The following is an 18,830-nucleotide window of genomic DNA, read 5'->3' on the forward strand; positions in this document are numbered from 1 at the left end:
AATAAAATTTCAGGCAAAGTAATCCCTGAGAGATTCTATAACCTGATATTAATAGTGGATAATGAATAAACCCGATCGGTTCGATCGACAAAATCGATCGTGATTCAGCAAAATTGCTTGTTGATGGTATTAACCGAAAAAGAACGACCAGACACTACGTGCTGCCCGGGCGACGGTATGGGTCACCGCATGCAATGCCGACCGAGCCACCAGCGGCAACGGGGCTAGGTCAATGACCTTATCAATAACCTCCACCACGGCATCGCCAAAACTGCTGCTGGCAGTGCTGATGACGGCTTCGGTGCGATACATGGTCTGCAGATGTGGCACCAGTGGGCTGCGGGCCTGCTTTGGGAGACGGGTAATCATCGCCTCCACCAGACGGGACAGTCGATAGCGACCCCGGACCGAGACCGGCAGAATATCGGCTTCGGCAATACCTAACTGTCGGGCCACTGACTGTTGCTTCTGCGAGATGCGTACAGCCTGTAATGCCGATGGCTGCGCGGAAAGCCAGTTCCATTGCTCTGCTGGTTCGGTCTTGTCCGCCTGGTTGAGCACCCACAATACCGGCGGTAGCGGCCCGCAGAACTGCGCGAATAAGTCCTGATAAAACTTCTCTTCGACTGAGAAAGCACGATCATCGGCTTTGAGCACCCACAGCACCATATCAAGTTGTGGCATCAGTTCGCGGTAGAGCTCACTATATTCGCCATCACGTGCCTGACTCTCGCCAACGCCGGGCAAATCGACCAGGGTCAGGAAGTGGTTGCCGAAACGCAACCGGACACGCTGCGGCTGACGGGTACAGGCTTCCACAGCGTTCACGGCACAGACTTCACTGCGGAACAGGGCGTTACAGAGCGACGACTTGCCGACACCGGTTTTCCCCATAATGCCAATCACAGGTTCATACGTGACTAACTGGTTAAGCTCCTGCAGCAAATGCTGACGTAGTGCATGTGGGTAACGTCGCAGATGGCGTCGAATAAGGGCGTAGCCCGAGGGATGTTTCATACCGGCCTCTGAATGAAAAAAGGCCATCCGGTGGGGATGGCCTGTTGGAGTTAAACGGGAGGGAATTCAGTAAGATGATATATAACTGAGAAAAGTTTAAAACATTAAGTCTTATTATACTGCTCGTAAAATTTCTCAATTAGTTCATTAACCACTTCTTTTTTTGAGTAAAGCCTGAGGATTTTCTGAAGCTCCTCTAGTTTTGGAATATTTTCTTTTTTGATATCAAAATGCAGATCGGAATATTCTTCTTTATTCTTCCTGTTTTTCCAGGATGATAATCCGCTCGACATTTTTCCCTTAAGGCTTTCTGCGACAATGTCACCATTGGCTGAATGCCCATGAATATAATCAAAAAAAGCTATAACAATGTCTTTGTGACAAAATCCTGAGGCCTCACAAAATTCAATAATTAATGCAACCTCTCTTTCCGACATTGTGGAAAGTATGATATTCATCCCTTTATCTTTAAGGTAACTATAACAATATTCTATTTCATTTTGCTCTTTTTTTTGCTCTAACCAGAGATACATCTTGTTTATTTTTATTTTTCGCCAGTCGTCTGCGTAACTCATTATTCTTTTCGGAACATCATCATGGCGCCATGAATACATTTCTTTATCAATCCACGCAAGAATTGAATAATACTCTGAGTCAGAGTGTGTGTTTAATGATTTGTTATTAATGATATCTCTTACGAATTCATATTGAGTATCTTTGATGAGTATATTAAAAAGAAGCCAGAGACATGCTCTCCGATCCCCTTTTAACCAGTTGGTATTTTCTTCTGAAATAGCAAGCTCATGATAATCTTCAAGCATTCTATTGATTGTGTTGTCAATATCATCAGTTCTGGCATCTGATTTATACAATGCATTTCGGATGAGTTTTTTAACTAAATTAAAATCAGTATAATTCACGCCTGAGATGTAATGTCTGGTTTTATTTCGTTTTTGTAAATAATGAACATAATACACAAGTTCTCGTTCACTGCTCTTTAGAAGTTCTTCAAGTTTGGTGACTACGGGAACCTCAACACGTTTACCATTCTCATTAAATGCCATTTCATTCTCCATGCAACACATCAATCACGGCGTGACTCTGTAGTGATGTTATCATGATAATTCCATGTCGTAACCATTGTTTTTACGTTATTTGTCCATTCATTAGACGTATGATTGCCATCCTGATTTACTGCTGGCAGGCTCAAGAAACAGCTCTTTTGTCGGCTATCGTTCTTCTGTTATCCGCAACTTTCAGCAAACAGGGTGATCTGAGTGCACTTTAGTGTATGCAAGGCAATGTGGATCTCCATTCGTACCAGGAGCAACCGATATGAGAACTAACAGAATGATCAGTTCACAGTGTCATCAAAAATTTTAATTATTTAATAAAAGCATTCTGTAGTGGGCTTATGGCGGTACGTTGTTTACATTCGAAAATAGCATCGGGATGTCTCTGCTGGCAGCACGCTTGTGATGTCTCAGAATGCTGGATAATTCCCCCGATATCGGCGCACGTTCCTGGATGATTAATTTTTTACACCGCCCAGCAATTTTACGACGCGTTACCCTTTCAGGCCCCTGAGCCGGAGCAATCGTTATGCCAATATACGATAAGGGAGGTGGGGAACCCGTCACGCTGACGTAAAAGTGAAAAATATATTATAAGCCGATGTATCACTGAGTTGAAATGAAGAGGTGATAAAATGTCGTTTGTCTTCATAAGTGCCGCACAGTGGAAAACCGACAGTTCGCTGACCAGACCTTCAGGATAAATTCATTTAGGTTATTAGTGTTATTTTATAAAGTCGCTATCTCCTGCCTCTGCTTAAGCCACTCAACGAGAGATCAGTGGACGACTTGCAGCTCAGCTTGATTAAACGTATCTCCTGTCCCTGGTACACTCATACTGACCGGTCTCAGATATTATCTTGCGAACGACAAGCACAATACCTCCTCACGTCGATAGTGTACGTCCAGTTACAGCGCGTAGGGTAATTATCCAGCGTACCAGTATCCGATCGATAACCGAATTCATCCCACTCGGTAAAAATTCACATCCTGGTGTAATCCCATGACCACTATTCATCATGGGATAACATCATGCGTCACAATATCAATCGAAACCACATATCAGATCATTCGCTACAGAGCGTGTTATTCGCTCATCATAACCAGCTATTTGATTGCTACTCGAAACTCTTAATGCTGCGAGTGGACTTTGCTTACCGCCGGAACAGTAAGTCGTTTCACCACGCCGATGTAAATCAACTTGTCGCCGATATGACCTGGCTGACAGAGCAATGCCATGAGTTATCCGGGCTGGTGGGGCATGCCTGGGTATTGGAATACGGGGAAGATCACCGCTACCACATTCATGCTGCGTTTTATCTCAATGGTCAGCGCCACAGGAAGGTGTGGTGCTTCTGGGAGTCCATAAGGGACCTGTGGGAGGACATTACGAACGGAGAAGGCTACGCGCACAGGTGTGAGCCTAAGGGACATTACAGGGTACGGGGAGAGCGTGTTATCAGTTTTTCCGACAACAGAGGGCGGGAGGGCATGCAGTACATCCTGAGCTACCTGGGCAAGCAGTCGCAGCGGACAGAACGCCGGATTTACAGAGTCAGCGCTGTTCCGGCACCAGTGTCGAGCGGCAGACGTCGCTCATATGTTCCCGGACGTTAATCCAGTTTTACCTGGCGGTTCTGAGAATAGGTATAACGGAACTTATCACCGTAGATGGATTCCGTATCCAGCACAAAGTCCAGCTGTTCTGGGTCCTGTGAGGCCCACTTCAGGCGCAGCAGGTCTTCCGCACAGCTTTTATCTGACCCTCTGGCTTCCACCAGAAATATTTCCTCTCCCACCCTGAAGGAATCATTCGGGCGCGGGCCGCCAATCACAAAACACTCAGCGTGAAGGCCCAGTGCCTGAATAGCCCCGACGAAGATATTGTTGTCAACGGCATCCACGGGTTTGCCATTGACCTTCACGGTGAGCCCGTTAACAAAGGCCGTTCCCATACCGTTGTTGATGGCATAAATTCCCCACTGATTTTTGCGACCATCGTTAGAGAAATAGGCATTTATCCTTGGCTCTACAGAAATATGGTTGTGCCTGATTTCCTCTCTGCCCTGCCAGATAGCGAACCCAAGTGAGATAATGGCAATGATGATGCCTGCAGATGCGAGGATCGAGTCCCGGTACGTTGTCAAAAAATGGCGCATTTATTGTGTTTCCCTACGATAAATCAGTTGCTCCGATGCAATGTTGCTGCTCAGGCACACGCTGTAATCAAGGTAAATAATACTGTTTCTAAAGAAAAGACATTTCTAATTATCATTCTTTAACCTGATTTGTCTCCACATTACCCCCAACGCTGATGGATGATGCTATCCCAACATGATTACCTTTCTCCCTTATATCGAGCCGTACTCCAAATTAAATGAATCGGCACTGTATAGCGATATATCAAGGGGCTGGTGGGCTAAGTATGGGTACTGGAACAAACCGAACAGCATGGTTTTCACATCCACGCCGCGTTTTACCTCAATGGTCAGAAACACCGCCATGCATGGACAGTTTTTGAAGCACTCAGGGATACCTGGAAATACGTGACATGGGGAGAAGGACATACACACCGGTGCGAGCCCAGGGAGAAGTACAGAGCACGGGGTGAATGGGTAACGGCCTACGACGACATTAAGGGCCGTAAGAGCATGCAGTACATCTTGAGCTATCTCAGCAAGCAGGAGCAGAAAACTTTAGGCGTTATCTGCCAGTTAAGTGACATCCCAGCTCCACTGGCAGCGGGCAGACGGCGGAAGCTCAGTTAAAAAATACGCCAGTGCCTCATCGTTTGAAGGAGTTTGCGTTCCCCATACCTGGCTCCTTCTCCCATTCACTCAAGGAGAAAAACGATGACAACTGATTACAACGTTCTTAACGACCAACTGGTGACGATGGCGTTTATCACCCAGCTCACAGGCCTGACGGACAAATGGTTTTATTTCCTTATAAAAAACGGCGAGTTCCCGAAGCCCATTAAGCTGGGCAGAAGCTCTCGTTGGTTGCAAAGCGAAGTAGAAGCCTGGCTACAGCAGCGTATCGACCAATCCCGCCAGTGATATCAAATCAAACCTTACCTCCTCTCATGTTTATCTGAATTCCCCCACAGCATACTTGCCAGACTGCCTGACATAGGCGGCTTTCGCCTGCGTGCTGTATGGCGAAGGTCCCTTACTATGGAACTAAAGATGCTTATTGAATCGGCACAACGGGAAGCATCGTCATGATGCAATTCCGTGCCATTGAACACGCCATCACCGAAGACGGTGAGTGGGTGACGCCAGAAGAACTTCCTCTGGATTATCGGGGACGACTGCTATGCGATTCCTGTCATGCCGAGGTTGTTATCGAGGAAGACAGGTCAGGGAATGAGATGTTTGTTCACTCCCGACATAATCGCAGCGAAAGAATCAAAAATCAGAGCTGCCGCTACGCAATCCGTCAACCTAAGCAACCAGCATCGACAAGCGCCGGTCGCAGACGAAAACAACCACCTGCAGGTTACGCTGGCCTACGAGGTCCTTTGAATACCCGAAGAGGACTGTGGCGATGCAATCAATGTGAACGTTCCTACTACGGCAGCAAGAAATGCCCCCATTGCGGCGAGTGGGTTTATACGATATCGCGCTAATCGGTTGCCAGAGGTCTGGCGAATCAGGAGGGCATTATTGCATTCCGTTGTGTTCGGATATATTGCCCTCCTGCTCAGCTTGAGATGTAACTGCTGACAATGAACATCATTCACTTCTTCTGAGCCTGTCAGTTCGGAGCTGCCCATACATTCTCCCTTTGCGATGTGGCCCATGTCTGGCAACGTGCTGATGCTGGTGGCTACTGCGCTGATACAGACGCATTCTCAAGAGCATTCCATTTAGCAAAACGCTCGTTTTCATGGACTGACTCCGTGGACATACCTATCGCTTAACCACACTTGTTATCGATCGGCGCCAACGATCAATATCGAAAAACTGATCTATCAAAACGATTATCTTTCATGCGCCCTGCCTGGTTATCCTTGTCTTAACTTACTCGCAGAAAAGCCTTTTATTACGGTTAGTTATCTAGCCGAGGCTTGCTACGCCCATTTTCCATGTATCCCAAATTACGAGGTCGCGAAGACGCGGAAAGATGAAGAGATGCGCACGTTGCAACAAAAAAAGAAGTGTCCTTGAGCGATGGCTCTCACTCGATAAAGAATTCTGCGACGAGTGCTTGTTTGATATCGACCAGGAAATCAGGGAAAGACGGATTATCCCGATCAGAAGGCTTAAAGATGACGATGAAGGGAAATAGTTACTCGTGATGAAGAATAAAATCGACGTTAGTGTCATTATCCCTGCTTACAACGCCGTTGAGACCATTGGTAATCTGGTTAATAAAATCCTCAGCGAAACCCACGTGGCTATTGAACTTATCATCGTCGATGACGGTTCTACTGATGGAACAGCCAACGTTCTTCGTCAAATCCATGATGACCGACTCATTCTGATTGAGCAGGCCAATCGAGGTGTCTATGCTGCCCGAAATGCTGCTCTAGCCTTGCATCAAGGAGAGTGGGTAATTTTCCTCGATGCTGACGATGATATAGCAGACGGGTTCATTGAAAAACGATGGCAAGCAGCTACTGCGTCGCAAGCCGACGTCATGATCTTTAATGGCTGGCATTCTAGTGCTGACCTATATCGAAGAGCAGTCCACCGAAAGCAGCCATATGGGGCGACCCTGTCAGGTCATGAGTGGATTAGAAAGTGCGTTACACGCCGTGAATGGCCACATTACCTGTGGTTGCAGATGGTCAAGTCAGCCTATATCAGACAACACTCACTGCACTTCCAGTCCGGTAAGAGCCATAAAGACATTATCTGGACGGTTCATCTTGCAGCGAGAAATGGCCAGCTCTGCATATTGGATGTTAAGGACTATATCTATAACAGCAATAGGACCTCTATCACGCACCGACCGGATTACTACGATGTTCGTGCAATAAGCTATGTTGAAGTGATCGCCGAAATCATCCAGCTAGCGGGACAGGAACAAAACAAAAAAATAAAGGTATTTTTTTACAGACATGCGCTGGTGGAGGCTCGTCACTTTTTGGGGCTTTACCGAAAAAAAACACAGGATAAGTCAGGTGTGGAACAATACTTCAAAGTAAAGATACCTCTATATTTTCTGGCCAGAGGCATAGGAAGTTTCAGCGATTTATTTTTTTTCTTAAAACTGATGTGGAAAATTCTTTAAGTAAAAACTCAAGATATTTTCTAATCGATGTTCGGACAAAGTCAGTTTATTGCAACAAGGGAAAGCCTATTATCTGGTTTATTCATCATCATTTCTGTGTTGCTCAATGCCATGTAAAAGATTAATGAATACCACTCATAGTCCCTATCCTCCCCCTGTGATTATCAGCGAGCACAAACCCGTTAACATACCCCTATCAATTCATGTCCAACGGATCACCATGCTTAATCAACAGGCACATACACAGACGGTTAAAGCTAAAAAAACCGGCCTATCGTTTCTACTCATCCTCAGCGCCCTGATGGCTGTAACCTCTTTATCAACCGATATCTATCTGCCCGCCATGCCCGTGATGGCCAAAGATTTGCAGGGTGATGCAGAGCTGACAATCACAGGTTTCCTTATCGGTTTTTGCATTGCACAACTGATTTGGGGACCAATTAGCGATCGTTATGGACGCCGTCTGCCGCTGTTTATCGGTTTGGGTCTATTTATCATCGGCTCGGTGGGCTGCGCGTTATCAACAGATATTGTACAAATTGTCTTCTGGCGAGTTTTTCAGGCGTTAGGTGCCTGTACCGGGCCGATGCTGGCTCGAGCAATGATCCGTGACCTGTTTAGCCGCACTCGCGCAGCACAAATGCTTTCGACACTGATGATCATCATGGCTATCGCGCCGATTGCCGGGCCCCTGATCGGCGGGCAGATGATTAAAGTCACCTCGTGGCATGCCATTTTCTGGCTACTGGCGATTATTGGAGCTTTAATGCTGATGTCTTTATTCTGGTTACCGGAGACATTACCTGCGGAAAAACGCTCGCAAGCCTCCGTAACCAGAGCTTTTCACAACTACTATGCCTTGCTCACTAACGCCAGATACATGCGATTTACTTTGTGCCTGACGTTCTACTACGTTGCAGCCTACGCCTTTATCACCGGTTCCCCGTTTGTGTACATCACATACTTCGGCGTTGACCCGCAGCATTACGGTTGGCTGTTTGCAGTAAACATTGTTGGACTTATGGCAGTGAGCATGGTCAACAGACGCCTGGTTCACCGCTATCCACTGGAAGCGTTGCTCCGGAATGCCGTATTCATCGCCGCTATTGCGGCGATAGTGCTGGCGGTCACCACCGGCCTGGGCGTAGGTGGGATTATCGTGATTGTCGGCGCTGTGTTCGTGTTCTTCTCTATGAATGGCATCATCGCGGCGACATCCACGGCTTGCGCTCTGGACGCAGTGCCTAATGTGGCTGGCTCCGCGTCGGCACTAATGGGCGCGTTACAATACGGCAGCGGCATCGTCTCTTCGCTGCTTCTCGCTCTGTTCAGTGATGGCACGCCATGGACGATGGGCTGGATAATTGCGTTGTTTACAGTAGCCAGCGCCCTGATGGCACTGACCGTTCAGCTAAAAAAATAAAACGTCGTTATTGATGCCAGACGACACTTTCGTCCAGAGATACCCGCCCTTCCCTGTAGCTCAGGGAGGGATGCGTTTTATCTGGGATCCCAAAAGAAATACCGTAAAGCAGCCTGAAGCCCTCAGGAACATTTAATATTCGACGCACCGTTTGGGCAAAATAACTCAGCACTGCCTGTGGAACGCCTGCGTAACCGCGAGCTGCCAGGGAAAGCAGGAATGTCTGGGCATACATACCGGCGTCCGAAGCTACGCGAACATTGTCCCCTACAGCAGGAATGAACAGCAGGGCAACATGAGGCGCGCCGAAAAATCTCACATTACACTCGACCACTTCTGAGCGACTTAAGTTATCCCCCCGCGCAACGCCCAGGGCCTGATAGTACGAGCGCCCCTGCTCCGAAGCCCGTTGCCTGAATGGCTCAGGATAAGCTTCTTTATCAAACGTAAAATCAAGGCTGTAGTTCCCCGCCCTCAGATCTTCCGTCAGTGCGTGGCTTAATTCACGAAGTTTATCTCCTGCAACGATATGCAGGGACCAGGGCTGAGTATTGCAGTTGGATGGTGCGCATTGCGCTTCGAGCAAAATGTCTTTGAGGATATCGCTGGGGATGGGAGATGAAAGAAAGGCTCTAGCCGAGTACCTGTTTTTTACTACCTCACTAAATGTTGGCTCTTGCGAACTCATTTGCTTCTCCGCCTGAAAGTAATTTGAAGTGAATGATTCACTCTATCCAGATCCATCCTGTCACATCAGTCTCATCGTTTTCATTCCCGGTTCCAGATTAGGTCTATGAATTCCATTCATAGCGCCTATTTAAGCAGCGTAATTATCTTTAACCGCAACTTCGTTAATCTGGGTCTATCGCGTGAACACGCAAGCGGAAAGTGGCTACAGCTGATGGACATACCCCAGCCTGCGCGGCTGGGGCGTCATCGGAGGATAACTAAATATTCTTATCGAAGAAGACGTCTAACTTTTGCATTGCCTGGTCAACGTATTTTGGCACCCAATACGTCTCGATATGGGTAGCACCATCGATCAGGAAGAGTTCTTTGTCCTTCGTACCGGTGGCTTTCGCGAACGCATCTTCAGTCATATAGAGCGTATCCGCTTTTGTCCCGGCAATCATCAGCAGCGGTTTATTGATGAGATTGATATGGTCCGTTACGTCAAAGCTCATCAAATCCAGAAGACTGCTGGTGGTGTATTTAAACGTGGAATTCGGGTGCGCGTGGGTTTTCCAGTAGTACTCGTAGCCCTGGCGATACAAGGCAAAGGGTAATTTAGCAATCTGTTCATCAGTCAGGTTGGCATCGCCGGAGTAAAGCACTTCTCCTCCGGCGGCTTCCTGAGCACGTGCGTCAGAAGCCTGCTGAAGACGCTGCTGGATACTATCAAGCTGTGAATCCTGCATACCGTTACGGCGCACAAGGCCTGAATTAAACATGCTGATGGTTGCAATCGATTTAAACCGTTTGTCCGTCTCGGCAGCAACCAGTGAATAACCACCGCCACCGCAAATGCCAAGCAGACCGAGGCGGGCGGTATCGACACCAGGATACTGGCTGATGTAGTCAGCCATGCCGTGAATGTCCTCGATACGATTAGCAGGTTTATCCACGCTGCGCGGCATCCCACCGCTGGCACCCTGATACGCCGCGTCGGCGGCAATCGTGATGTAGCCCTGTTCGGCGAGACGCTGGGCATACAACCCGGCGACCTGTTCTTTTACGCCGCCATTAGGATGTGCAACCACCACGGCAGGGTATTTTTTGGCGGGATCGTAGTTAGCAGGGGTATAGACATTCGCAGCAATCTGGATGCCATGCAGATCGTATTTCACTGGGTGAATGTTGACCTTACCTTTGACGTTCTCGGTGATGGCTCCGTCATAGACGAGAGTGAATGGATTTTTTTTGTAATCAGCCGCATTGACTGAGGTCACTCCAGCCATTGCCGTGAGTAGCATTGCACTGATAAGCGTGAATTTCATGGTCTCTCCCGATGAGTGTCGGCCTGGTTATACAGGCTCGCAGAATCAAATTTGCAGGCTCAGATTAGGCGGAGAGGGCTGTCAGCATCGTGACAGGGAAATAACATTTTTGTCAGGAACAGACTGGATAGGTAGGTGTTTCTGACAACGCTGTCAGGTAGCCGTCAGCTTTATGTTGGCAATCACAACGCAGAATGGTCCCGCTTAAATGCGAGTCATGTTTAATTTTCTGAGAAACGGAGCGATCAATGAAAAGCCAGAATGCCCCAACAATGCCAGAGCGGCGCAAGCTATTGGTCGCCGGGGCCGGTATTGCCGCCGCCTCGCTGATTCCCCACGTATCAGCGGCGAGCCAAACCTCTCAGGTCGATTCGTCCAGACAATCCAGCCAACGCCCTTCAGCTCCTGGCAAGCGTAAACTCGGGAAGCTGGAAGTTTCTGCCATCGGTCTGGGCGTGCAGAACATGAGTCGTAAATACGACACCTCCGTTCCCTGGCGTCCCGAGATGATCAATGTTATCCACCGGGCATTTGATGAAGGGGTAACGTTCTTCGACGCTGCTGAAGCCTACGGCCCGTTTGACGTCGAAAAAATTCTCGGGGAAGGCGTCGCCCCGTTCAGGGACAAAATCGTTATCGCCACCAAGTTTGGCTGGAACATTGACCAACAGACGGGTAAGCGTCTGCCGGGCCTTAACAGCAGGCCGGAGCATATCCGACAGGTCGTCGACAATATGCTCAAACGCCTGCGTACCGATCGTATCGATTTACTGTATCAGCACCGGGTTGATCCTCAGATCCCGATCGAAGATGTCGCCGGTGTGGTTAAGGATTTAATGGATCAAGGGAAAGTCCTGCACTGGGGTCTGTCTGAAATGGGCATCAACACGTTGAGACGCGCCCATGCCGCATTACCCGTTACCGCCGTGCAAAGTGAATACTCCATGCTCTGGCGCGGCCCTGAAAAACAGGTGCTTCCGGTGTGTGAAGAGCTGGGCATTGGTTTTGTACCATGGAGCCCACTCGGTGTGCAGTTTTTAACGGGCTGGATTGATGAGAATACCCGGTTCGCTGCTGGTGATTTCCGCGCGACAGAAACACGCTTCTCGCCTGAAAACTTGCCACACAACTTACAGCTGGTTGAACTACTGAAATCCTGGGCAATACGAAAAAATGCCGCGCCGGGGCAGATTGCACTGGCATGGCTCCTGGCCCGTAAACCGTGGATTGTTCCCATCCCTGGCACCACCAATAAAGACCATATGCTGCAAAACACAGCGGCTACCGGCGTATCGCTGACTTCCGCTGAGATGACCGAGCTCACCCGTTCACTGGATGCGATCACTATCCAGGGGCAACGTCTGCCTGATGCCGTGCAGGTTTATTCCGATGTTGAAGCACCAATGAAAAGTTAAGAGGAAATCCCGTTATGCGCCTGTTGTTAGTCGAAGATGAAGAAAAAACGTCAACCTATCTCTCCCGTGCGCTGGGTGAGTCCGGATTTACGGTAGATGTCTCTGCAGACGGAGCTGAAGGTCTTCATTACGCGCTGGAGTTCGACTACGACGCGATAATACTGGATGTGATGCTGCCGGGGATGGATGGTTACCGGGTACTTGAGGGTGTGCGAGCAGCCAAACAGACGCCGGTGCTGATGCTTTCGGCTCGCGGCTCTGTCGATGAACGCGTTAAAGGGCTTCGCCTTGGCGCGGATGATTATCTCCCCAAGCCCTTCTCGCTGATTGAGCTGGTGGCGCGTATTCAGGCACTGGTACGTCGCCGCGCTACGGATGGCGCAGACATCACTCAGCTGCAAATTCACGATCTGCATCTCGACCTGCTGGCTCGCCGCGTATTTCGTGGTGGAACACGGCTGGAACTGACCGCGAAAGAGTTTTCCCTGTTGAGCCTTTTGGCCCGGCATCAGGGGGAGATTCTGTCAAAGATGATGATAGCTGAGCAGATATGGGACATGAATTTTGACAGCGATGCCAACGTGGTTGAAGTGGCCATTAAACGACTTCGGGCCAAAGTTGATGCGCCGTTCGATATCAAACTGCTGCATACCGTTCGTGGCATGGGGTATGTCCTCGAAGTCCGGTCCGCATAAATGAAGGGGATAAGCATGCCTAAGCGTTCCATCTCGGTTCACCTGGCGCTGATGTTTGCCTTATCCGCGCTGCTGATTGTGTCCGTTATCGGTATCCTGCTGAGAAGTTCCTTGCATGACTCTTTGCAAAAGCAGATGCACAACGAGCTGCTATTCCGGGAATCATTAATGAGTCCGTGGATCACCGCACGAACCTCGGCTGACGGCTGGTCGACGTTGGCCAATAAATTCACCGTGTTAACCAATTCTGAAGGTGAACGCGTTCGCTACTGGATAGTGAGCGATAACCCACGCTTTAGCATGGGGGGAACACCGCCGGTGGGTGTTCAGTGGTCTACTTTACAGGAAGGCTTTAATAAAGTACCCGGCGCATCGGAAGGTGCCTGCTCGCTGTTTCTGTTAGTGAAAACTATCCCCGCCAACGGTGAAAGGCCTGAGCTGCGCTATGTGGTTGCCATCGACTCCACGCCGTACATGGGCACACTCGATGCGTTCACGCGTACACTGCTGATCATTACCGCACTGGGCGTCGTGATTGTCGCCTTACTGGGATACGTCGTTTCAAGAATCGGTCTTCGTCCCGTTGGGGCGCTCAGTAAACAGGCCCGGCAACTCGCTCCCGGGGACCATGGTCAGCGCCTGAATACCGAAGCATTACCTGACGAATTACAGCAGCTAGCATCATCTTTTAATGGCGTGCTGGAACGGCAAGAGGTCGCCTGGCGACAGCTCGAAAGCTTTAACGCCGATGTTGCGCATGAGCTCCGGACTCCGCTGACTAATCTGATCGGCCAGACGCAGCTGGGTCTCTCACGCCGACGCTCGCAGGATGAACTGGAAGAGTTATTGGGTTCCAATCTGGAAGAACTTGAACGCATGACGTCGATAGTTAACGACATGCTGTTCCTGTCCCATGCTCATGCGGGTGAGCATGCTTCCCAGCTTACGCAGGTTTCCCTGCGGGAAGAAACCCTGAAAACAGCGGAGTACGTTGAACCCTCTTTTGCCGAAAAACAGCTTTCTCTGGATGTGGAGGGCGACGTCACCGCGCACATCGACCGACGACTGTTCCACCGTTCACTGGCCAATTTACTGGAAAATAGCGCAAGACACTCGCCCTCCAACAGCACGGTTACGGTGCGGTTAAGCGAAACCGGTAATCAAGCCTGTGTTGAAGTTTCAAACCCTGGCGAGCCGATAGCGCCAGAGCACTTACACCGGCTTTTCGAGCGGTTCTATCGCGTTGATACCTCCCGAGCCAGGAGTGATACCCATCATGGGCTGGGCCTGTCGATCGTGCGTGCCGTCGCCATTATGCACCGGGGAGATGTCTTTGCCCGTAGTGAAGCTGGCATCAATACATTTGGCCTCACCTTTGCGATGCAAGACGATAAAGCGTCGGGCAACGCTCACTCCAGCACTGAGCCGGAACCCGGTTTAACTGACAGAATTGTCAGGGGGGCGTCAGCCTGACGTCATTACCCCCTCGATAAAATCATCGCAGGCAATCCCCTCTTCATTGATAAGGACGCTTTGCATGATCGGACATTTACGTTACCTCGGGCTGTTACTGCCCTTCTTCACATTTTCATCCTGGGCAGCGGAACAAAATCCCGCTGTCCATATCGCCCCCGCAGGAAGTCAGAATGCGGTGTTCGGGCCAGCCGAGAACTTTACCGGTCGTGTCAGGGTTGATCCTCTCTTCAAACCGGATAACGACATCCCTGTTTCCGGGGCTTATGTCACGTTTGAACCCGGCGCTCGTTCCGCCTGGCATACGCATCCGGCAGGTCAGCGGCTGATTGTGACCTCGGGTGTTGGGCTCACCCAGCAAGAAGGCCAGCCGGTGCAGGTTATCCGCGCCGGTGACGTTGTCTCTTGCCCGGCTGGCGTCAAACACTGGCACGGGGCGGCCCCCGACAGCGCGATGACGCATCTGGCGATAACTGGGATTGTGGATGGCAAAAGCGTTAACTGGATGGAGAAAGTGACAGATGAACAATACCACGCCCATTAAAACATTAGCGGCAGCGGTACTGCTGACCTTTGGTTTTGGTCTCGCGGCACATGCTGCGTCCGTCAATAAAGGAGCCTCAGAAATGAACCACGAACAAACGGTTTCAGATACGCTGTCAGCCCGCCAACAGGCCATCCCGTTGATTGCGGCATCGATGGCCAGCAGTCAGATGGATAAGCTGAATGCAGCCCTGAATCAGGGTATTGACGCCGGGCTCACAATAAACGAAACCAAAGAAATTCTCGTCCAGCTTTATGCCTATACGGGCTTCCCCCGTAGCCTGAATGCGCTTAGTGAACTGATGAAGGTCGTCGAAGCACGTAAACAACGTGGTATCAAAGATGTTGAGGGTAAAGAACCGGTTGCCCCGATCCCCGTTGGGGATGAGCTTCGCCGTGTCGGTACCGCAAACCAGACAAAAATCTCAGGCGCTCCCGTCCAGGGTCCGCTGTTTGATTTTGCCCCGGTCATTAACCAGTTCCTGCAAACGCACCTTTTCGGCGACATTTTCGCCCGCGATAACCTCGACTGGCAAAGCCGCGAGCTGGCAACGGTTGGCGCATTAGCGGCCACGCCGGGCGTCGAATCACAACTGCTGTCGCATACGCGAGCAAGCATGCGGGTCGGCCTGACGGCGTCGCAGCTGCGCCAGCTGGCACAGGTTCTGCGTGAACATGGCGAAAGTGATGCAGCAACGCGAGCTGAAAAGGCGCTGCAGCAGGCGCTCGCAAACAATTAGGAGTGGATTATGGAGCATGATCCCAACCGCAGAATGTTAATCACCGCCCTTGCCGGGCTGACGCTGGCGAACGTTTCTTTTGCCTCAGCTGCGACCGGAACCGCAAACGTGCAGGGTAAAAGCCGTGTTCTGGTGGCGTACTTTTCCCGCAGCGGAAATACACGGGTGATTGCGGGCGTCATTCACCGCAGCCTGAATACCGATCTGTTTGAAATCGAACCAGCTACGCCTTATCCGGAAGACTATTTTCAGACCGTTGAACAGGCGAAAAAAGAGCGTGAGCGAGGCGTAAAACCGGCATTAAAAAATAGCGTTGCAGATACCTCACGCTACGAGACCGTGTATTTAGGCTTTCCGATCTGGGGGACCAGCGTGCCGCCTGTAGTGCAAGCATTTCTCAGCAGCCACAACCTTGCGGGCAAATTACTTATCCCCTTTATTACTCACGGTGGCTACGGTAAAGGAGACAGCGACGACATCCTTGCCAGTCTCGCCCCAACTGCGCGTCGGGAAAAACCGCTGGTCATTGAATGCGACCAGGAGCGAAGAACCACTGAAACGGTAACAAGTTGGTTAGAGACAATACGCAGTTAATCGTCTGCATTCATGAGTCTGCCAAATAAGGGCAATCAGGGGTGCTAAATAATTAACGCTGACTACTCAGATATGATTGAACGGCAAACATAACAGAGGATGTAATCTTGAAGACAATCTTAAAAACGCTGGCCATCTGCGTGATGGCGGGTGGCCTGATGGCTCAGTCGGTATACGCCGAGCCGCTGGTCATTCAGGAACAGGGAAGCTTTTCTGCTGGTGGCACTATCATCACCGCACCAGGAACATTTGATGCAAAAAAGCCGCTGGATTCAGCTGGCCAAACCTATCATGGCGATCATGCCTCAGTGTTCTACCAAATCCCGGAGAATCCGCATAAATACCCTATCGTCATGCTGCACGGCGCAGGTCAGTTCTCCCGTACCTGGGAAAGTACCCCGGATGGTCGCGAAGGGTTCCAGAACATCTTCCTGCGTCGCGGGTTCTCAACTTATCTTGTCGATCAGCCGCGTCGGGGCAGCGCCGGACGCACGACTGTAGAAGGTACTGTTACGCCTAAGCCGGATGAACAGATGTGGTTCAATCAGTTCCGCGTTGGCGTGTGGCCAGAGTATTTTAAGGGCGTTCAGTTCTCTCACGACAAAGAAGCACTGAATCAATATTTCCGTCAGATGACCCCAAATACGGGGCCGTTTGATATCAATGTTATCTCTGATGCGATGTCCGCCGTCGTGGATAAATCCGGCCCCGCTATCCTCTTCACCCACTCTCAGGGTGGCGGACCAGGCTGGTACACGGCGATGAAAAATGACAAGGTCAAAGCCATTATCGCCTTCGAGCCTGGCAGCAGCTTTGTCTTCCCTGAAAAAGAACTCCCAGCCCCTATGCCAAGCGCGTTCGACACGCTGAAGGGTGAGCCTGTTCCGATGGAGCAGTTTATGGCTCTGACCAAAATCCCGATTCTGATTATTTACGGCGATAATATACCGGATAAGCCCGTCGCCATGCCCGCGCAGGACAGCTGGCGCGTACGTCTGGCGATGGCTCGTGAGTGGCGTGACGTGGTGAACAAGCATGGCGGGGATGTGACGGTGACGCATCTGCCAGAGGTAGGAATCAAAGGCAATACTCACTTCCCGTTCTCTGACCTCAACAATGTGCAGATTGCTGATTTGGTAAGTAAATTCCTGAAAGAGAAGGATCTGCAATAGTAAGAGCTAGTATTGAGCCCTAATAATTAGGGCTCAATACAAACATCAGTTTTATCAAAAAATAAAATGGGAACATGACGGTCAGCTTTGAGCGATCAGCAGACGTTCGTACTTGAGTCGCCATAGATCTTGCTCACAATGTCGTGTGTCAATCAACTGGGAACAGGTCAACCAGAGGCGGCATTTTGGGCCCAGTGGCTTGTGTTTGGTGGTAAATAACACGCATGCAGCTAACTTCCTGGTAGCGAATTTAGTGGCTACAAGGACTGGGCCAACACACTGACGCGATCCGGGGCTTTGCATGGTTCGTACCTCCGCATACTGCTTCGTTTCCCGGTCCTTAAGCCATGCAGAAATCTACCACCCGGGCGACCTTATGCAAGAGTCGCTTTGCTTAATTTCAGCACTCACTTCCCCCGGCTTCGGCCTATTTGTGTTCTGCTCTAACCTGAGTGTTAGCTCTGCTGTCGGGGAGCGAGATTACCTAATGACTGGATTAACAAAAATGACTTTAATGTTTTCATTAAAACTGTTATTAAAATTTATTAAGCATAAGGAATAAGAAATAAGAAATTTCTGTAATTATCATGTTTATGTCTGAGTTTAACAGAATGTCGCTGTTAGATGGTAAGTGGGTTAAGCAATTGATTTATAAATTTAATTAATCTGTGTAGGGAAGCGCATGAAGCTTGAAACGATTCGTTTATCTGGTTTTCAGTCGTTTGGACATGAATCAACCGAACTGAGCCTTGAAGATATAACATATATCATTGGTCCTAATGGTTCAGGTAAAACCGCAGTTCTCCAGGCTTTGTGTCGACTCTTTGCATTCGACCCCGCGTTAAGGCGGATCCAGCGTTCAGATTTCCACGTTCCCTTTGATGAGGAGGAGGTTCCGCTTGAGCGCCAGCTATGGATAGAGGCTGATTTTCTGTTTCCCGAACTGGAAGATGACGAGGACAACAGTACCGTAGCTCCCCATTTTAGTCATATGCGACTGGACGAGCCGGATGGGGTTCCGCGCGTGCGTTTTCGCCTTAATGCGACTATAGGGCTAGATGGAGATATTGAAGACGCTTTGGTATATGTCCTGGAAGTTGATGGAGATGACCTGCCTCTGAATGTCGCTCAGGTTCCACGCGCTGAACGTAATCATATCCAGGTACACTATTTGCCTGCCAGACGCGATCCCGCTGACCATATTGCTTACGGTGCGAATGCATTACTAGGGCGTTTACTTCGCGCTGTTCGTTGGGACGCTGAGCGCGAAACGATTAAAGGGCTGACAGATCAAATAAGTGACAACCTTGCGGCAAACCCCTCGGTGAATGCTTTCAGTGAGAGTTTAAAGGCAACATGGGCAACGCTGCATAAAGGTAAATTTTTTGCTGACCCTAAAATTACTTTTGTCGCATCAGAAATTGAATCGCTGTTAAGGCATCTGTCT

18 protein-coding genes are annotated in these 18,830 nt (G+C 49.8%); 13 read left to right on the plus strand and 5 right to left on the minus strand.

The window, feature by feature from the left end:
• Positions 1 to 129: 129 nt before the first annotated feature.
• Entirely contained in the window at positions 130 to 1,017 is an 888-nt protein-coding gene (locus tag AB4K05_RS06395) for a GTPase family protein (RefSeq protein WP_368479142.1), read from the minus strand.
• Between the two features lie 104 nt (positions 1,018 to 1,121).
• Positions 1,122 to 2,081 (minus strand): hypothetical protein, encoded by a 960-nt coding sequence (locus AB4K05_RS06400; protein ID WP_218308631.1) that lies wholly within the window; start codon positions 2,079 to 2,081, stop codon positions 1,122 to 1,124.
• 1,041 nt (positions 2,082 to 3,122) lie between these two features.
• Here AB4K05_RS06400 and AB4K05_RS06405 point away from each other — a divergent pair.
• Positions 3,123 to 3,707 (plus strand): hypothetical protein, encoded by a 585-nt coding sequence (locus AB4K05_RS06405; protein WP_368479143.1) that lies wholly within the window; start codon positions 3,123 to 3,125, stop codon positions 3,705 to 3,707.
• Here AB4K05_RS06405 and AB4K05_RS06410 read toward each other — a convergent pair.
• Complete coding sequence (locus tag AB4K05_RS06410) at positions 3,704 to 4,249, minus strand: hypothetical protein (RefSeq protein WP_218308633.1); 546 nt, start codon at positions 4,247 to 4,249, stop codon at positions 3,704 to 3,706. The two genes, AB4K05_RS06405 and AB4K05_RS06410, sit on opposite strands and share 4 nt — an antisense overlap.
• Positions 4,250 to 4,942: 693 nt before the next feature.
• On the opposite strand from AB4K05_RS06410, the gene AB4K05_RS06415 reads away from it, so the two are divergent.
• The 4 genes from AB4K05_RS06415 to AB4K05_RS06430 all read left to right on the plus strand — a co-directional run bounded on the left by AB4K05_RS06415 (position 4,943) and on the right by AB4K05_RS06430 (position 8,754).
• Entirely contained in the window at positions 4,943 to 5,149 is a 207-nt protein-coding gene (locus AB4K05_RS06415) for an AlpA family transcriptional regulator (RefSeq protein ID WP_023296957.1), read from the plus strand.
• 167 nt (positions 5,150 to 5,316) lie between these two features.
• A complete protein-coding gene (locus AB4K05_RS06420) occupies positions 5,317 to 5,721 on the plus strand; it encodes a putative zinc ribbon protein (RefSeq protein WP_368479178.1) in 405 nt (134 codons plus the stop codon).
• A 671-nt stretch (positions 5,722 to 6,392) separates the two neighbouring features.
• Complete coding sequence (locus AB4K05_RS06425) at positions 6,393 to 7,331, plus strand: glycosyltransferase (protein WP_368479179.1); 939 nt, start codon at positions 6,393 to 6,395, stop codon at positions 7,329 to 7,331.
• 220 nt (positions 7,332 to 7,551) lie between these two features.
• A complete protein-coding gene (locus AB4K05_RS06430; protein ID WP_368479144.1) occupies positions 7,552 to 8,754 on the plus strand; it encodes a multidrug effflux MFS transporter in 1,203 nt (400 codons plus the stop codon).
• A 7-nt stretch (positions 8,755 to 8,761) separates the two neighbouring features.
• On the opposite strand, the gene AB4K05_RS06435 is transcribed toward AB4K05_RS06430, so the two are convergent.
• The gene (locus tag AB4K05_RS06435; protein WP_368479145.1) at positions 8,762 to 9,442 is read right to left on the minus strand and encodes a nitroreductase; all 681 of its coding nucleotides are present in this window, start codon (positions 9,440 to 9,442) and stop codon (positions 8,762 to 8,764) included.
• Between the two features lie 259 nt (positions 9,443 to 9,701).
• A complete protein-coding gene (locus tag AB4K05_RS06440) occupies positions 9,702 to 10,727 on the minus strand; it encodes an alpha/beta hydrolase (RefSeq protein WP_265928917.1) in 1,026 nt (341 codons plus the stop codon).
• A gap of 272 nt (positions 10,728 to 10,999) precedes the next feature.
• On the opposite strand from AB4K05_RS06440, the gene AB4K05_RS06445 reads away from it, so the two are divergent.
• The 8 genes from AB4K05_RS06445 to AB4K05_RS06480 all read left to right on the plus strand — a co-directional run.
• The gene (locus tag AB4K05_RS06445) at positions 11,000 to 12,166 is read left to right on the plus strand and encodes an aldo/keto reductase (protein ID WP_368479146.1); all 1,167 of its coding nucleotides are present in this window, start codon (positions 11,000 to 11,002) and stop codon (positions 12,164 to 12,166) included.
• 14 nt (positions 12,167 to 12,180) lie between these two features.
• On the plus strand, positions 12,181 to 12,861 hold the full coding sequence (locus AB4K05_RS06450) for a heavy metal response regulator transcription factor (RefSeq protein WP_368479147.1): 681 nt from the start codon (positions 12,181 to 12,183) through the stop codon (positions 12,859 to 12,861).
• A gap of 15 nt (positions 12,862 to 12,876) precedes the next feature.
• The gene (locus tag AB4K05_RS06455) at positions 12,877 to 14,334 is read left to right on the plus strand and encodes a heavy metal sensor histidine kinase (protein ID WP_368479148.1); all 1,458 of its coding nucleotides are present in this window, start codon (positions 12,877 to 12,879) and stop codon (positions 14,332 to 14,334) included.
• Between the two features lie 64 nt (positions 14,335 to 14,398).
• Positions 14,399 to 14,878 carry a cupin domain-containing protein gene (locus AB4K05_RS06460; RefSeq protein WP_368479149.1) on the plus strand — a complete coding sequence of 160 codons (480 nt, stop codon included), beginning with the start codon at positions 14,399 to 14,401 and terminating at the stop codon, positions 14,876 to 14,878.
• Positions 14,856 to 15,617, plus strand: coding sequence for a carboxymuconolactone decarboxylase family protein (locus tag AB4K05_RS06465; RefSeq protein WP_368479150.1), 762 nt, complete (start codon positions 14,856 to 14,858; stop codon positions 15,615 to 15,617). The genes AB4K05_RS06460 and AB4K05_RS06465 overlap by 23 nt, the downstream gene beginning before the upstream one ends.
• A gap of 9 nt (positions 15,618 to 15,626) precedes the next feature.
• Positions 15,627 to 16,211: a flavodoxin gene (locus AB4K05_RS06470; RefSeq protein WP_368479151.1), complete on the plus strand. Its 585-nt coding sequence runs from the start codon at positions 15,627 to 15,629 to the stop codon at positions 16,209 to 16,211.
• Positions 16,212 to 16,318: 107 nt separating this feature from the next.
• Positions 16,319 to 17,383 carry an alpha/beta fold hydrolase gene (locus AB4K05_RS06475; RefSeq protein ID WP_368479152.1) on the plus strand — a complete coding sequence of 355 codons (1,065 nt, stop codon included), beginning with the start codon at positions 16,319 to 16,321 and terminating at the stop codon, positions 17,381 to 17,383.
• A 682-nt stretch (positions 17,384 to 18,065) separates the two neighbouring features.
• On the plus strand, positions 18,066 to 18,830 hold a 765-nt coding region (locus AB4K05_RS06480; protein ID WP_368479153.1), incomplete at its 3' end, for a DUF2813 domain-containing protein.

It is taken from the genome of Kluyvera sp. STS39-E (genome assembly GCF_040932435.1).
GTDB lineage: Bacteria > Pseudomonadota > Gammaproteobacteria > Enterobacterales > Enterobacteriaceae > Kluyvera.

Coding starts and splice junctions, on each gene's coding strand:
- AB4K05_RS06420 (WP_368479178.1), top strand. CDS start 5,317: ATGCAATTCCGTGCCATTGAACACGCCATCACCGAAGACGGTGAGTGG.
- AB4K05_RS06415 (WP_023296957.1), top strand. CDS start 4,943: ATGACAACTGATTACAACGTTCTTAACGACCAACTGGTGACGATGGCG.
- AB4K05_RS06470 (WP_368479151.1), top strand. CDS start 15,627: ATGGAGCATGATCCCAACCGCAGAATGTTAATCACCGCCCTTGCCGGG.
- AB4K05_RS06455 (WP_368479148.1), top strand. CDS start 12,877: ATGCCTAAGCGTTCCATCTCGGTTCACCTGGCGCTGATGTTTGCCTTA.
- AB4K05_RS06440 (WP_265928917.1), bottom strand. CDS start 10,727: ATGCTACTCACGGCAATGGCTGGAGTGACCTCAGTCAATGCGGCTGAT.
- AB4K05_RS06400 (WP_218308631.1), bottom strand. CDS start 2,081: ATGGCATTTAATGAGAATGGTAAACGTGTTGAGGTTCCCGTAGTCACC.
- AB4K05_RS06450 (WP_368479147.1), top strand. CDS start 12,181: ATGCGCCTGTTGTTAGTCGAAGATGAAGAAAAAACGTCAACCTATCTC.
- AB4K05_RS06405 (WP_368479143.1), top strand. CDS start 3,123: ATGCGTCACAATATCAATCGAAACCACATATCAGATCATTCGCTACAG.
- AB4K05_RS06425 (WP_368479179.1), top strand. CDS start 6,393: ATGAAGAATAAAATCGACGTTAGTGTCATTATCCCTGCTTACAACGCC.
- AB4K05_RS06430 (WP_368479144.1), top strand. CDS start 7,552: ATGCTTAATCAACAGGCACATACACAGACGGTTAAAGCTAAAAAAACC.
- AB4K05_RS06435 (WP_368479145.1), bottom strand. CDS start 9,442: ATGAGTTCGCAAGAGCCAACATTTAGTGAGGTAGTAAAAAACAGGTAC.
- AB4K05_RS06410 (WP_218308633.1), bottom strand. CDS start 4,249: ATGCGCCATTTTTTGACAACGTACCGGGACTCGATCCTCGCATCTGCA.
- AB4K05_RS06395 (WP_368479142.1), bottom strand. CDS start 1,017: ATGAAACATCCCTCGGGCTACGCCCTTATTCGACGCCATCTGCGACGT.
- AB4K05_RS06460 (WP_368479149.1), top strand. CDS start 14,399: ATGATCGGACATTTACGTTACCTCGGGCTGTTACTGCCCTTCTTCACA.
- AB4K05_RS06445 (WP_368479146.1), top strand. CDS start 11,000: ATGAAAAGCCAGAATGCCCCAACAATGCCAGAGCGGCGCAAGCTATTG.
- AB4K05_RS06465 (WP_368479150.1), top strand. CDS start 14,856: ATGAACAATACCACGCCCATTAAAACATTAGCGGCAGCGGTACTGCTG.